Annotated in this window: 13 protein-coding genes; 5 read left to right on the top strand and 8 right to left on the bottom strand. The window is 58.7% G+C overall.

From position 1 onward, the window contains the following. The first annotated feature begins 259 nt into the window (after positions 1-259). On the top strand, positions 260-532 hold the full coding sequence (locus tag ABLU67_RS02340; protein WP_004101621.1) for a DUF333 domain-containing protein: 273 nt from the start codon (positions 260-262) through the stop codon (positions 530-532). Here ABLU67_RS02340 and hslJ read toward each other — a convergent pair. From hslJ to ABLU67_RS02325, 3 genes are all read right to left on the bottom strand, one after another. After that, positions 529-969: a heat shock protein HslJ gene (gene hslJ, locus ABLU67_RS02335; RefSeq protein WP_014229134.1), complete on the bottom strand. Its 441-nt coding sequence runs from the start codon at positions 967-969 to the stop codon at positions 529-531. The genes ABLU67_RS02340 and hslJ overlap by 4 nt on opposite strands. A gap of 125 nt (positions 970-1094) precedes the next feature. Then, the gene (locus ABLU67_RS02330; RefSeq protein ID WP_004112629.1) at positions 1095-2084 is read right to left on the bottom strand and encodes a 2-hydroxyacid dehydrogenase; all 990 of its coding nucleotides are present in this window, start codon (positions 2082-2084) and stop codon (positions 1095-1097) included. Positions 2085-2233: 149 nt separating this feature from the next. Continuing rightward, positions 2234-2731: a DedA family protein gene (locus ABLU67_RS02325; protein ID WP_004850371.1), complete on the bottom strand. Its 498-nt coding sequence runs from the start codon at positions 2729-2731 to the stop codon at positions 2234-2236. 195 nt (positions 2732-2926) lie between these two features. On the opposite strand from ABLU67_RS02325, the gene ABLU67_RS02320 reads away from it, so the two are divergent. The 3 genes from ABLU67_RS02320 to ABLU67_RS02310 are packed head-to-tail and all read left to right on the top strand — an operon-like array spanning position 2927 to position 6082. Then, positions 2927-5566, top strand: coding sequence for a YdbH family protein (locus ABLU67_RS02320; RefSeq protein WP_348852136.1), 2640 nt, complete (start codon positions 2927-2929; stop codon positions 5564-5566). Continuing rightward, positions 5566-5751, top strand: coding sequence for a YnbE family lipoprotein (locus ABLU67_RS02315; RefSeq protein WP_004121063.1), 186 nt, complete (start codon positions 5566-5568; stop codon positions 5749-5751). Before ABLU67_RS02320 ends, ABLU67_RS02315 begins: the two co-directional genes overlap by 1 nt. Before the next feature lie 7 nt (positions 5752-5758). Beyond that, the gene (locus tag ABLU67_RS02310) at positions 5759-6082 is read left to right on the top strand and encodes a YdbL family protein (RefSeq protein WP_014838317.1); all 324 of its coding nucleotides are present in this window, start codon (positions 5759-5761) and stop codon (positions 6080-6082) included. On the opposite strand, the gene feaR is transcribed toward ABLU67_RS02310, so the two are convergent. After that, complete coding sequence (feaR, locus tag ABLU67_RS02305) at positions 6083-6991, bottom strand: transcriptional regulator FeaR (protein ID WP_025107961.1); 909 nt, start codon at positions 6989-6991, stop codon at positions 6083-6085. It lies immediately after the preceding gene. 235 nt (positions 6992-7226) lie between these two features. On the opposite strand from feaR, the gene ABLU67_RS02300 reads away from it, so the two are divergent. After that, on the top strand, positions 7227-8726 hold the full coding sequence (locus ABLU67_RS02300; RefSeq protein WP_064375763.1) for an aldehyde dehydrogenase family protein: 1500 nt from the start codon (positions 7227-7229) through the stop codon (positions 8724-8726). A 156-nt stretch (positions 8727-8882) separates the two neighbouring features. Here ABLU67_RS02300 and ABLU67_RS02295 read toward each other — a convergent pair whose 3' ends face one another. From ABLU67_RS02295 to ABLU67_RS02280, 4 genes are read right to left on the bottom strand one after another with little or no spacing between them, the layout of a single operon-like run. Then, on the bottom strand, positions 8883-9614 hold the full coding sequence (locus ABLU67_RS02295) for a class II aldolase and adducin N-terminal domain-containing protein (RefSeq protein ID WP_032720803.1): 732 nt from the start codon (positions 9612-9614) through the stop codon (positions 8883-8885). Positions 9615-9618: 4 nt separating this feature from the next. Next, on the bottom strand, positions 9619-10449 hold the full coding sequence (locus ABLU67_RS02290; RefSeq protein WP_047723808.1) for an ABC transporter substrate-binding protein: 831 nt from the start codon (positions 10447-10449) through the stop codon (positions 9619-9621). A 23-nt stretch (positions 10450-10472) separates the two neighbouring features. Beyond that, on the bottom strand, positions 10473-11345 hold the full coding sequence (locus ABLU67_RS02285; protein WP_004850399.1) for a phytanoyl-CoA dioxygenase family protein: 873 nt from the start codon (positions 11343-11345) through the stop codon (positions 10473-10475). A 27-nt stretch (positions 11346-11372) separates the two neighbouring features. Then, positions 11373-12893, bottom strand: a complete 1521-nt coding sequence (locus tag ABLU67_RS02280) for an amino acid ABC transporter permease/ATP-binding protein (RefSeq protein WP_049079908.1) — start codon at positions 12891-12893, stop codon at positions 11373-11375. Between the last annotated feature and the right edge of the window lie 134 nt (positions 12894-13027).

The raw sequence follows: 13027 nt of genomic DNA, 5'->3' as shown, positions 1-13027 counted from the left end.
ATGATTTACCAGACCACGGATTGCGCAGTGAGTTAAATTTAATAGCCTGAAATACAAACCGAAACGGCGCCCTCATCATGGATGACATAGTGAGGGCGCTTTGCGTTCTGAAACTGAGGATGAATAAAAGCGACCAAAAAATTTGCTAATAAATGTTAATACAGCGCATAAATACGTACTTCGCCTCTCGACGCGGCGCGCTGAGCTGCCTATTATCCTTAGGCTTGTTCATTTTAAGATGTATCTGAGGGGAGAGAAGATGCGAGCTGCGTTTTTAGTGGGATGTGCTGCGCTGTTACTGTCGGCGTGTAGTAGCAATGATGAACCTGTTCAGCAGGCAACGGCGGCGCACGTGTCGCCGGGAATGCGTGCCGCGATGAGCAGCTCCGGCCAGGCAAACTGCGCCATGGTTGGCGGCTCGTTATCGGTCGCCCGCCAGCTTGATGGCTCCGCTATCGGCATGTGCGCATTGCCGAACGGCAAGCGCTGCAGCGAGCAGGCGCTGGCAGGCGGAAGCTGCGGTAACTATTAATTCATCAGGTCGGCGAGCTTATACACCAGCGTCTGGTCGGCGGTCGCCAGCGTTAGCTGCGTTTCCGTCAGGTCGACCTGCGCGCCTTCGCGCAGCATTTTGCTCAGCGTGGCGTCCAGCGCGTTCAGCTGCGAGTCTGTGCAGAGCATGCGGGTCATCGCCAGCTCTTCAACCTTCAGCTCGCCGTCCGAGACTTTGCCCGTGCCGCTGAAGCGGTTGCACATATTACCTGAAACAGACATCTTGCCCGTAATGGGCATTTTTTCGCCGAAGCTCAGCTCCTGCGGCTTATCCGCGGCATTCAGCGGCTGCCCGTTAACGCTGGTCAGCACAAAACGGTGATGCTGAAGCTGTTCCGCTCTGGTTGACACCTTGCTGTTATAAACGCAGCCCGATAGCAACATTCCCGCCGCCAGCAGCGCAGCAAACTTGTTCATTTAGTCTCCATAAATATTTATCGTATTAATAAATGAAGGGAATTGTAACTTTATCGCAGGCGATTACTGTGGGGATTATCTGAATGTGCCCCCCGCAGAGGAGGAGCACAAAAGGGAAAGGAATATCAGACCAGCGCGTTAGGGCAGGTTTCGCCAGCATCCACCTGACGCAGGTTGTCGAGGGTGGTTTGTGAAATGCTGATCAGCGCTTCCGCGGTCAGAAACGCCTGGTGACCGGTAAAAAGGACGTTATGGCAGGCGGAGAGACGGCGGAACACATCATCCTGAATCACGTCATTAGACTTATCTTCAAAGAACAGATCGCGTTCGTTCTCATATACGTCCATCCCCAGCGCGCCAATTTTCTGATGCTTCAGGGCGTCGATCGCTGCCTGAGAATCGATGAGCGCGCCGCGGCTGGTGTTGATGATCATCACCCCGTCTTTCATGCGATCGAACGCGGCATGGTTCAGCAAATGGTAGTTTTCATCGGTCAGCGGGCAGTGCAGGGAAATAACGTCAGACTCCCGGTACAGGGTTTCAAGATCGACATACTCCACGCCCATATCCAGCGCGGCGGCGCTTGGGTAGGGATCAAATGCCAGCAGACGCATACCGAAGCCTTTCAGAATGCGCAGCGCGGCGACGCCGATTTTACCGGTACCGATAACGCCGGCGGTTTTACCGTGCATGGTGAAACCGGTTAGTCCTTCAAGGGAGAAGTTCGCATCGCGGGTGCGCTGATAGGCGCGATGAATGCGGCGGTTTAGCGACATCATCATGCCGATCGCGTGCTCTGCGACCGCTTCCGGTGAGTAGGCGGGGACGCGCACCACGCGCAGGCCCAGCTCTTTCGCGGCATCGAGATCAACGTTGTTGAACCCCGCGCAGCGCAGCGCGATGTACTTCACGCCGTGGGCTTTCAGTTCTTCGAGTACCGGGCGGCTACCGTCATCGTTTACGAAGATGCACACCGCTTCACAGCCGTTGGCGGTTTTGGCGGTCTTTTCGGTTAGCAGGAAGTCAAAAAATTCCAGTTCAAAGCCGTATGCATCATTGACGTGCTGCAGATACTTCTTGTCGTACTGTTTCGTACTGTATACAGCGATTTTCATAAGACTTTTCTCCAGTGATAATACCGTCACGGTAGCATAATTAAAATAATCTTACAAATGTTAAAAACTAGTTTAATCAGCAGGTTATAGTATTAATTCTAGAGCATATCGTAGAGTTAAGAAATCTCTTTAAAAGACAATACGTTTCATTAAAAGTTGAGGCTCAGCGCCCCTGGCGCCAGCAGGACCAGCGGCCAGAGTAAACCTGAACTGACGTTAGCGAGCTGAAACTGCCAGAGAGAGGTCCCGCTGGCGCCGGTGACCAGCGGCACGGTGGCGCGCAGCGGAGAGAGAAAGCGGCTAAAAAAGACCGCCCACGCGCCGTGGCGGCGCAGGAACAGCTGGCCGCGAGCGAGGCGTTCGGCATTAAGCCAGCGGATACGATGCAGATGGTGCCGGTAGCGGTAGCCCGTCAGCCACGAGAGCCAGAATCCGCCGATGGCGCCGAGGCTGGCGCTCATCCACATTAACAAAAAATGGCCGACGCTGGCCGATGCCAGGGTACCGAACAGCAGCAGTCCGGAGGTGCCGGGGATCAGCAGCGAGATAACGGCGCAAGATTTCGTGAACGTCAGCAGGAAAACCATCAGCAATACCAATGAATAGCGGCTCTGAGCGTATTCCATCAGCGAGATAATTAAGTCCACAGCACCATCCGTTTACGTTCGCAGGTGTGAACCAGTGTCGCAGGCGAAAACTAAACCCCGGTTAAATAGCCGGCTGGTGAATCACATAGCGGCGACTACGCTTAAACGGGATGGAAACTTTAACTCACAGGTCGAACGTGCCACAATAGCGGCCTCTCGGCTTTTACTTATTTCGAATCAGGATATTAGCTGCCCATGAAGGGTAAATATAAAGCCGCCATCGCGCTATTATTAGCCCTCGTGCTGCTACCGCTGGCTTTGCTATTAACGCTCACCCACTGGGTGCCCACGCTGGCAGGTATCTGGCTACCGGCGGGAACCCGAATCTCACTTAATGAAAGCCCGCGACTGACGCGCTCCGCGCTGCGTATTCCGGATCTGCGCTACCTGGTCGGCGACTGCGAAATCGCGCGCGTCGCCAATGCCTCGCTCTCGCGTCCCAGCCGCTGGCGTTTACATATCAGCGAGCTGGATATAAACAGCGCCTGCCTGAACAAGCTCCCGGAAAGCGAAGCCGCGCCGGGGGCGCCGAAAACCCTCGCCGAATGGCAATCAATGCTCCCTTACAGCTGGCTGACGATTGACAATCTGCGCCTGTCGCCGTGGGAGAAATGGCAGGGGCGGCTGGTGATGTCGCTAACGCCGCAGCAGCAGGATATCGGCTATGCCGGTAAAGAGGTTACCCTCCAGGCGCGGCTGCGCGGCCAGGTGCTGACGGTCAGCGATTTTTCCGCGCGTCTGGTGGAAGACCAGGCGCCGGTGAAGCTGGTGGGCGAGTTTCAGATGCCGCTGGTGCCGGACGGTTTGCCGGTCGACGGCCACCTGTTCAGCACCTTTGAATTTCCACAAACCCCCGGTCTTGTCGATGCCGAGCTGGAGTGGCAGAAGAACCGCGGGCAGCTGCTGGTCACGCCGCGCGGTGAAGTGGAGCCGATGCTTGACCTGCCGTGGGAAATCACCCCGGATCGTATCGTCATCAGCGATGGCCGCTGGCACACCGAATACGCGGGCAACGCCTTGAGCGGCCGGGTTGCGCTTTCGCTGGGCAACTGGCAGCAGGGCACCGAGCAGATGCAGGTCAGCGGGCGTCTTAACGTGCTCACTCAGGGCCAGGCCGGGAAGGGCAACGCCGTGCTGAATATCGGCCCCGGTAAGCTGAGCATGGACAGCAGCGACATGCCGCTACAGCTGACCGGCGAGGCCAAGCTCGGCGATCTGATTTTTTATGCCCGACTGCCCGCGCAGCTGAGCGGGCCGCTTACCGCGCCGGTGCTCAATTTTCACCCCGGCGCGCTGCTGCGTTCGCGCGGGCGGGTCATCGATTCGTTGAATATCGATGAAATCCGCTGGCCTCTGGCGGGCGTTAAAGTGACGCAACAGGGCGTTGATGGTCGCTTGCAGGCTATTCTACGGGCCCATGAGCAGGAGATGGGGGATTTTATCCTGCATCTTGATGGCCAGGCCGACAACTTTATGCCCGACCGCGGCCGCTGGCAGTGGCGCTACTGGGGCGATGGCCATTTCACCCCGATGCAGGCGCGCTGGGATGTTAAAGGCGCGGGCGAATGGGTTGATAGCGCCATTGTGCTCAACAGCCTGTCGACCGGCTTCGATAAGCTGCAGTATGGATCCATGCTGGTGAGTACCCCGCGCCTGACGCTGGAAAAACCGATCCACTGGCTGCGCGATGAGCAGCATCCTAAACTGACCGGCGCGCTGTCGCTGGATGCCGGGAAAACCACCTTCAGCGGCGGCAGCGAACTGCCGCCGTCAACGCTTAAGTTCAACATTGATGGCCGCGATCCGACCCGGTTCCGGTTCAGCGGCTCCCTGCATGCGCAAAAAATTGGCCCCGTGCGCGTGACCGGGCGCTGGGACGGCGAACGTCTGCGCGGCGAGGCGTGGTGGCCAAAACAGTCGCTGACCGTTTTCCAGCCGTTGGTGCCGCCGGAGTGGAAGATGAACCTGCGTGAGGGAACGCTCTACGCGCAGGTGGCATTCTCTGCCGCCGCCGAACAGGGCTTCGAGGCGGGCGGTCACGGTGTGCTCAAAGACGGCAGCGCCTGGATGCCGGATAACCAGATCAACGGCGTCGATTTTGTGCTGCCGTTCCGCTTTAGCGACGCCACCTGGCAGCTTGGCACCCGCCATCCGGTATCGCTGCGCATCGGCGAAGTCGTCAACCAGTTCACCGCGCGCAATCTGACGGCGGATCTCCAGGGCGCCTGGCCCTGGAGTGAAGACGCACCTTTACAGTTAAGCAACGTCAGCGTCGATATTCTCGGCGGCAATCTGACCATGCAGCAGCTGCGGATGCCGCAGCACGATCCGGCGCTGCTGCGTCTGCAAAACATCTCCAGCAGCGAGTTAATTAGCGCGATTAAAGTGAAGCAGTTCGCCGTGTCCGGCCCGTTTAACGGCGCGCTGCCGCTGTGGCTGGATAACGATAAATGGATTATCAAGGACGGCTGGTTCAGCAATCCGGGGCCGATGACGATGCGTCTTGATAAAGACACCGCTGACGCGCTGGTGGCCGACAACGTCTCCGCCGGGGCGGCCATTAACTGGCTGCGCTATATGGAAGTGGCCACCTCGTGGACGCGGATCAACCTCGATAACCTCGGCGTACTGACGCTGAAGGCGACGATTAGCGGCACCAGCCGGGTAGAAGGCAAAAGCAATACGGTGCACTTAAACTACTCCCATGAAGAGAATATTTTTGACCTGTGGCGCAGCTTGCGTTTCGGCGACAATCTGCAGGCGTGGCTGGAGCAGAACGCCAGGCTGCCCGCGCCGCGCTGTCAGGACAGTCATACCTGTAAGGAACAACAATAATGATCAAACTATTCGCCGCCTTTCTGGCCACCGCGCTGCTGGCGGGCTGTACGCCGCGTATTGAAATCGCGGCATCGAAAGAGCCGATCACCATCAATATGAACGTCAAAATTGAGCATGAAATTCATATCAAGCTGGATAAAGACGTTGAGAATCTGCTCAAATCGCGTAGCGATCTGTTCTGAGGCGATGATGAGAATACGACTGATAACCGCCGCGCTGGCGCTGGTGCTGTTCAGCGCTCAGGCGCAGGCCCTGACCCTGAATGAGGCTCGCCAGCAGGGGCGGGTTGGCGAAACCCTCAACGGCTATCTTGAACCGCTGCGTCAGGATAAAGAAACCCTTGAGCTGGTGAAACAGATCAACGCCGCCCGCAGCGACAGCTATCAGCAGCTGGCGGATGACAATAATCTACCGGTGGATCAGGTGGCGAAAATGGCCGGTCAGAAGCTGGTCGCCAGGGCGCAGCCGGGCGAGTACGTGAAGGGCCTTAACGGCAAATGGCTGAAAAAATAGCTATCGGCAGCGCTTGCGATACTCCCCCGGCGAGACGCCGAAGCGCTGCTTAAAGGCGGTGGAAAAATGGCTATGATCGCTGAAGCCCCAGCTGTAGCCGATCCCCGCCAGCTTTTCGTCATCATGGGCGCTTTGCAGCGCGCGGGCGCACAAATCGAGCCGACGATTCTTGATATATTGCGCCACCACCAGCCCCTTTTCCGCAAACAGCCGATAGAGGCTGCGCACCGACATGCCGGTTTCGCTGGCCAGCCACTCCGGGCGCAGATGTTCCGCCTGAATCGACTCATCGATTAACGCCATGATTTTCTGAAACTGCTTATCGCGCCGGGAAGGCTGGGCCTCCTGATGATGCAGCATCGGGCGCAGCAGGCAGACGATGGCCTCCAGCGCCGCTTTGCTTTCGCTGGCCGAGAGTTCAGGGCTGTTCATGCTTTCATGCAGCAGGCGCTGGCTGAGCTGGACCATCGGCAGGCTTTTCGCCAGCCGGGTAGCGATGCTGATTTCACTGCCGCGCAGCTGTTGCTCCAGCAGCGATCTTGGCAGCAGCAGGGAGGCCTGACGCGAGGTTTGCTGCCAGATAATTGAACAGGGACGAGACGCGTCAATCAGGGTGATATCGCCGCTTTCCAGCATCGCCTGGCGGCCATCCTGCTCGATCGTTGCCTGGCCCGCGAGCTGGAAGACGGTATAAAACCAGGCGTCGTTATCGCGCTGGATCTCTTGTCGGGTGCGGTAAAGATTAATGCCGCAGGCGGTCACCGTGCTGACTTTCAGGTCGCCGGCATAGCTGGCGTCGATCTCACCGTGGAAATTATCAGCCAGCGGACGGGCGGCAAACTGCCCGCAGACCTGATTGATTTTTGCTAACCAATGCTGGTAGTTCTGCCCACGATTTGCCGTACTCATCGCGCATCCCTTGTAATAATAATGTTTTTGCATTGTTGCACTTATGATGCCGGAGGCAAGGGTCAACGGCGGAGTATATGAAAGAACTATTACCTGCTGCACATTTTCTGTCCGCCTCATCAACTTAATTGCGGCGCCTGTCACAGCGGCAACAGCGAATGTCACAGAGAAAAAAGCGTGAATCGCGACCCCGGCATAAACTGAAACCACTATCCGTGAACAATAAGGAAGGGGTATGTCCACATCACAGGTCGCGCTACTCGCCAGCGTGCAGCAGTTTTTAGACAGACAGCATGGGTTGTATCTCGACGGTGCGCAGCAGGCGGCAGAGAGCGAAAAGCGCTTAACCGTCTGGGATCCGGCCACCGGTCAGGCTATCGCCAGCACCGCGGATGCTAACGCCGCGGATGTCGATCGGGCGGTGATGTCCGCCTGGCGCGCTTTCGTTTCCCGCAGCTGGGCAGGGCGGACGCCCGCCGACCGCGAACGGATCCTGCTGCGCTTCGCCGATCTGGTGGAGCAGCACGGCGAGGAGCTGGCGCAGCTGGAGACCCTTGAACAGGGGAAATCGATTAACATTTCCCGCGCCTTTGAAGTGGGCTGCACGCTGAACTGGATGCGCTATACCGCCGGACTGACCACTAAAATCAGCGGCCGCACCCTCGACGTATCGATCCCCTTCCCGCAGGGCGCACGCTATCAGGCGTGGACCAAAAAAGAGCCGGTGGGCGTGGTGGCCGGGATCGTGCCGTGGAATTTCCCGTTGATGATCGGCATGTGGAAAGTGATGCCCGCGCTGGCGGCTGGCTGCTCGATCGTCATTAAGCCGTCGGAAACCACGCCGCTGACCCTGCTGCGGGTAGCGGAACTGGCAACCGAGGCCGGCGTGCCGGGCGGCGTTTTTAACGTGGTGACCGGCAGCGGCGCCGGGTGCGGCGCGGCGCTGACCTCGCATCCTCAGGTCGCCAAGGTGAGCTTTACCGGATCGACCGCTACCGGTAAACAGATTGCCCGCGTGGCCGCTGACCGCCTTACCCGGGTCACGCTGGAGCTGGGCGGCAAGAACCCGGCCATCGTGCTGAAAGATGCCGATCCGCAGTGGGTTATTGAGGGATTAATGACCGGTAGCTTTCTGAATCAGGGGCAGGTGTGCGCCGCCAGTTCGCGAATTTATATCGAAGCGCCGCTGTTCGATACGCTGGTGAGCGGCTTTGAGCAGGCGGTGAAGTCGCTACAGGTCGGGCCCGGTATGCTTGAGAGCAGCCAGATTAACCCGGTAGTGTCGCAGGCGCACTGCGCAAAAGTGGCGGCCTATCTTGATGAAGCCCGTCAGCAGAAGGCAGAGCTGATTAGCGGTAACGTGGGGCCGAATGCGCAGGGCTACTATATTGCGCCAACGCTGGTGATTAATCCCGACGCCGGGCTGCGCCTTAGCCGGGAAGAGGTTTTCGGTCCGGTGGTGAACCTGGTACGCGTGGCCGACGGGGAAGAGGCGCTGCGCCTGGCCAACGACAGCGATTTTGGCCTGACCGCCAGCGTCTGGACCCGCGACCTGAGCCAGGCGCTGAGCTATACCGATCGCCTGCAGGCGGGGACGGTGTGGGTCAACAGCCATACGCTGATCGACGCCAACCTGCCGTTCGGCGGCATGAAGCAGTCCGGTACCGGCCGCGATTTCGGCCCCGACTGGCTGGACGACTGGTGCGAAACAAAGTCGGTTTGCGTGCGCTACTAGCCGCCTTTTCCCCGGTGGCGGCTGGCGCCTTACCGGGGCTACAAGCGCGTAACTTGCGGATTCTGTCGCCAGTCCTGCGGCAAAATCCGCGCCTCGATACCTCAAATCCGGCTTATCTCCGTATGCCCGGTGGCGCCTTTCTCCGGGAGTAAACCGTCACTCCAGCAAGGACGGGTCGGCGTCGATCATCATCTGCTTCATCTCTGCAAAATGCTGGCGTGAAAAGTCGGCGATCCCCTCCCAGTCCTGCGCGGTTTTCTCCGCCACCGCATCGGAGAGCACTTTCAGCGGCTGCCCCGTTGACCAGGCGGTCACCAGAATCTGGCAGGCGCGCTCCAGAGTCCAGATATCATCGAAAGCCTCGCCAATCGACGGTGCGGTCACCAGTACGCCGTGGTTGCCCATCAGCAGCCGGCGCTTGTCGGCCAGCAGCGACGCCAGACGCGCGCCTTCCGCCGTGGTGTCCGCCATGCCGCCGTACAACCTATCGACGGCTACCCGATTGAAATAGCGCGCCGTGTTCTGATCGATCGGCGGGATATGCGGCGTCTCGAGGCAAGCAACGCTGGTGGTATACACCGGATGCAGGTGCAGTACCACCCGCACCTCCGGCAGGCGCTGGTGGATCTGCCCGTGAATCGCCCACGCCGTGGCGTCCACGTCCGCTCGCCGGGCGCAGGCTTCATCATCGGCGTCCAGCAGCAGCAGGTCGCTGGCGCGGATGCGCGAAAAGTGTTTCCACTTCGGATTCAGCAGGAATTTTTTGCCGTCCGCCGAGATGGCCGCGCTAAAGTGGTTGGCCACCGCTTCGTGCATCCCGAGATGGGCGATGATGCGAAAGGTCGCCGCCAGGTCGATACGCGTCTGTTCTTCATAAGAGCGGGCCATATGATTACTCCGCTTTCGGCATCAGGGTCTGCAGATCCTCTGGCGTCGGGGCCTGGAAGTTATATTTCTTCAGCAGCGCGGCGTATTCCGGCGTCGCGCTGTATTTCTTCAGCCCTTCCTCCAGCGCGGTTTTCACTTCGCTATTGCCCTTTTTCACCCCAAAGCCGTTGAGCACCGGATAGATCAAGGTTTCGGAAGAGATGGTCACCCGATCGCCAAGCTTGTCGATCACGCCGCGCGCCACCGCCGCATCGGTGATTTGTGCCTCAACCGCCCGCGAGAGCAGCGCCTGGGTGGTTTGCGGGTCTGTGGTGTATTCACTGAGCGCTATCGGCTTCAGGCCCTTTTTCACGCAGTAGTCGGCAGAGAGCTTTTGCAGCTGCGCCAGCCATGACGTCGCCCCCATTGAACCAATTTTGTGGCCGCAAAACGCTTCCGGCGTTTTCGGCTGATACTCGCTGCCTTTTAGCGCGAGGATCGCTTCGCCGCTTTTCAGATAGGGCACCATATCGATAACCTTCAGACGCTCGGCGGTGATGTACATCGACGAGTTGGTGATATCGAAGCGTCCCCCCTGCAAGCCCGGAATCAAATTCGGAAACCGGGTATCAATATTCACCGCCTCGCGGCCCATGGTTTTCGCCAGCCCGGCAAGAAACTCGATATCGAACCCGGCGGGCTTGTTGTTTTCCATATATTCATACGGGAAAAAGGTCATATCCGAACCGGCGGTGATTTTCCCCGGCTGCTGGAAGGCCTGAGCGCTAAAGGACGACAGGGCGCCGGCGGTGCAAAGGAGCAGGGCAGCAGGGCGGAAAGCTTTAAAACGTTTCATACAACCTCCAGAGAGTGGGCAAATTACATGCTGGCGCGATCGGTACCGGCCTGCTGGACGAAAAAGGATGCGCCGCGCGGTTTTTGCGGCAGGCGTAAATGATTCACGGTACTGCGCACCAGGCCGCTCTCTTCCCCGGCAACCATCTGCCCGGCGTGCGCGCTGGGCAGCGGATTTTCGCCGTACGGCAGGGCATCTTCCGCCGCGTAGACGCTGATAAACAGCGTCCGCGGCAGGTCGGTTTCATTGGGGCTGGAGGCGTGGAGCAGACGAGTATGCATAAAGCACACCGATCCCGCCGGGCCAAAACAGGCCTGCGGCTGCTGGCAGTGGGTCGCTTCAACCTCCCGATCCACGGCGCCGGTAAAACGATCGTTTTGCCAGTGGGACCACAGCGGTCCCCGATGGCTTCCCGGCACCACGTTGAGCGGACCGTTCTCCGGCGTCACTTCGCTGACCATCAGCAGGGCGGTGATGATGTCGTCATTGCTGTGGGGGGTAAACAGAAAATCCTGGTGCCATTTCACCTGCGTGGCGGTGTGCGGCAGCTTGGAGTTGATTTTGCTGTGATGGAAGCGGGTCCCGCTGCCGCCGATCAGCTGGCCGGCAATCGCCGCCATTCTCGAATCAAGCGCGGCGTGGCGGTAGGCGGCGGAAATCTCCGTGGGGGAACTCACACGGCGCAGCGACGGATGATGGGGCGCGTGGTCGCTTTCGAGGTCGAAACGCGGCCGACCGTCCAGGGTTTCGCCCCACACCTCACTATGCTGTCGGCTCTCTTCGACCCAGGCGTCGAAATCGGCCTGCAGCAGCGCGACTTCCTCGGCGGAAAGCACCTCTTCGACAACCAGAAAACCCTGCTGATGAAACTGTTCGATTTGCCACTGCGCGATCATATTTTTCTCCTTTCGGGAACGGAGGCGTTAAGCCAAAGAGACATCTTTCAGGAAGGCGTCCACGCGCGGATGCTGGCCGTCGCGCATTGCCTGAGGCGTGTCGTCGCAGACCACGCGTCCTTTTTCCATAAACACAATTCGATCGGAAACCTTAAAGGCGAAGTTCATTTCATGGGTGACGATCACCATGGTGATGCCTTCATGGGCCAGCGATTCGATAACCTGCAGAACCTCGTTAACTTTTTCCGGATCCAGCGCCGAGGTGGGCTCATCGAACAGCATAATTTGTGGGCGCATCATCAGGGCGCGAGCAATCGCTACCCGCTGCTGCTGGCCGCCGGAAAGCTGATGCGGATATTTCCACGCGTGTTCCAGCATGCCGACTTTATGCAGCAGTTCGCAGGCGTGCTGCTTCAGCTCGCCTTCGCTGGCCAGATGGTGATAGCGCGGCGCCAGCAGCAGGTTGCCGAGTACGGTCAGGTGGGGGAACAGGTTGAAGCTCTGGAAGACCATGCCGATATTCTGGCGATGCTCGCTGTTTTCCATAAAACGCGGCTTCTGCTGCCCCTGGCGGTCAAGGTGAATAAAAGGCTGGCCGTTGATTTTGATCTCGCCGTTATCAATCTGCTCAAGGCCGTTCAGCAGGCGGATCAGCGTGGTTTTACCGGAGCCGGACGGGCCGATGACGGAGACCACTTCGCCGGGCTGAATTTGCAGGCTGACGGCGCCCAGCACTTCGACATTGTTATAGGCTTTATGCAGCTTTGACGCCTGCAGCGCCGGTTCCTGCGCGACGCTAACGCTGCGGGCCATTACCGGACGCCGCGCGGTGGCCAACTGCTGCATTTCTTCATCCACCGGTCGCGTGGTCTTACGCTGGGTGACGTCGAGCCAGGTCTCGAGGCGCTTAAGCAGGAAATCAAACACCGTGACGATCAGGATGTAGTAAAACGCCACCGCCGCCATGGTCTCCATGACGAGGAAATTCTGCGAATAGAGGCGCTGGCCGACCATTAAGATCTCGGTCAGGGAGATAACCGACACCAGCGAGCTGAGCTTGACGATGGCGATATACTCATTAGCCAGCGCCGGCAGGGCGACGCGCAGCGCCTGCGGGATCACCACACGCCACTGGGTGCCAGCATAGCGCAGCCCGAGCGCGCGGGCGGCTTCGCTCTGTCCTTTGGGAATCGACAGCAGTCCGCCGCGATGAATTTCAGCAATATAGGCGGCTTCGCTCAGCACCATCGCCAGCAGTCCGGCCCAGAACGGGTCGTTCAGCACCGGGGCGAAGGAGGGTAGCGCCTGCGGCATGTTGTAGACAAAAATCAGCAGCACCAGCAGCGGCATGCTGCGAAACAGCCAGATATAGAGGCGGGCAGGCGCGTTAAACAGCTTGCGCGGCGACTGTTTGGCCAGCGCCAGAATAAACCCCAGCACAATACTGAAAGCCCAGGTCAGCAAACTTAATTTGATGACGGTCCAGGTGGCCTGCCAGAAATCGATATCGCTGAGCAGGCTTAACATATAGTTCCAGTTAAACGTCATGGGCTATTTCACTCGCCATAATTAACGGAAATTAAGGCGATTCCCCTGTTCTAAAATGGGGAGCCGCCGGCGTTCATCTTGCCATGACACTATGCTGGCACTCTTCGACCGGTGGCAATTAGTAAATTTTTGGC

The sequence above is a fragment of the Klebsiella sp. GN_Kp190 genome (assembly GCF_040061795.1).
Classification (GTDB): Bacteria; Pseudomonadota; Gammaproteobacteria; order Enterobacterales; family Enterobacteriaceae; genus Klebsiella; species Klebsiella michiganensis.
This window is presented reverse-complemented; position numbering and strand designations above follow the sequence as displayed.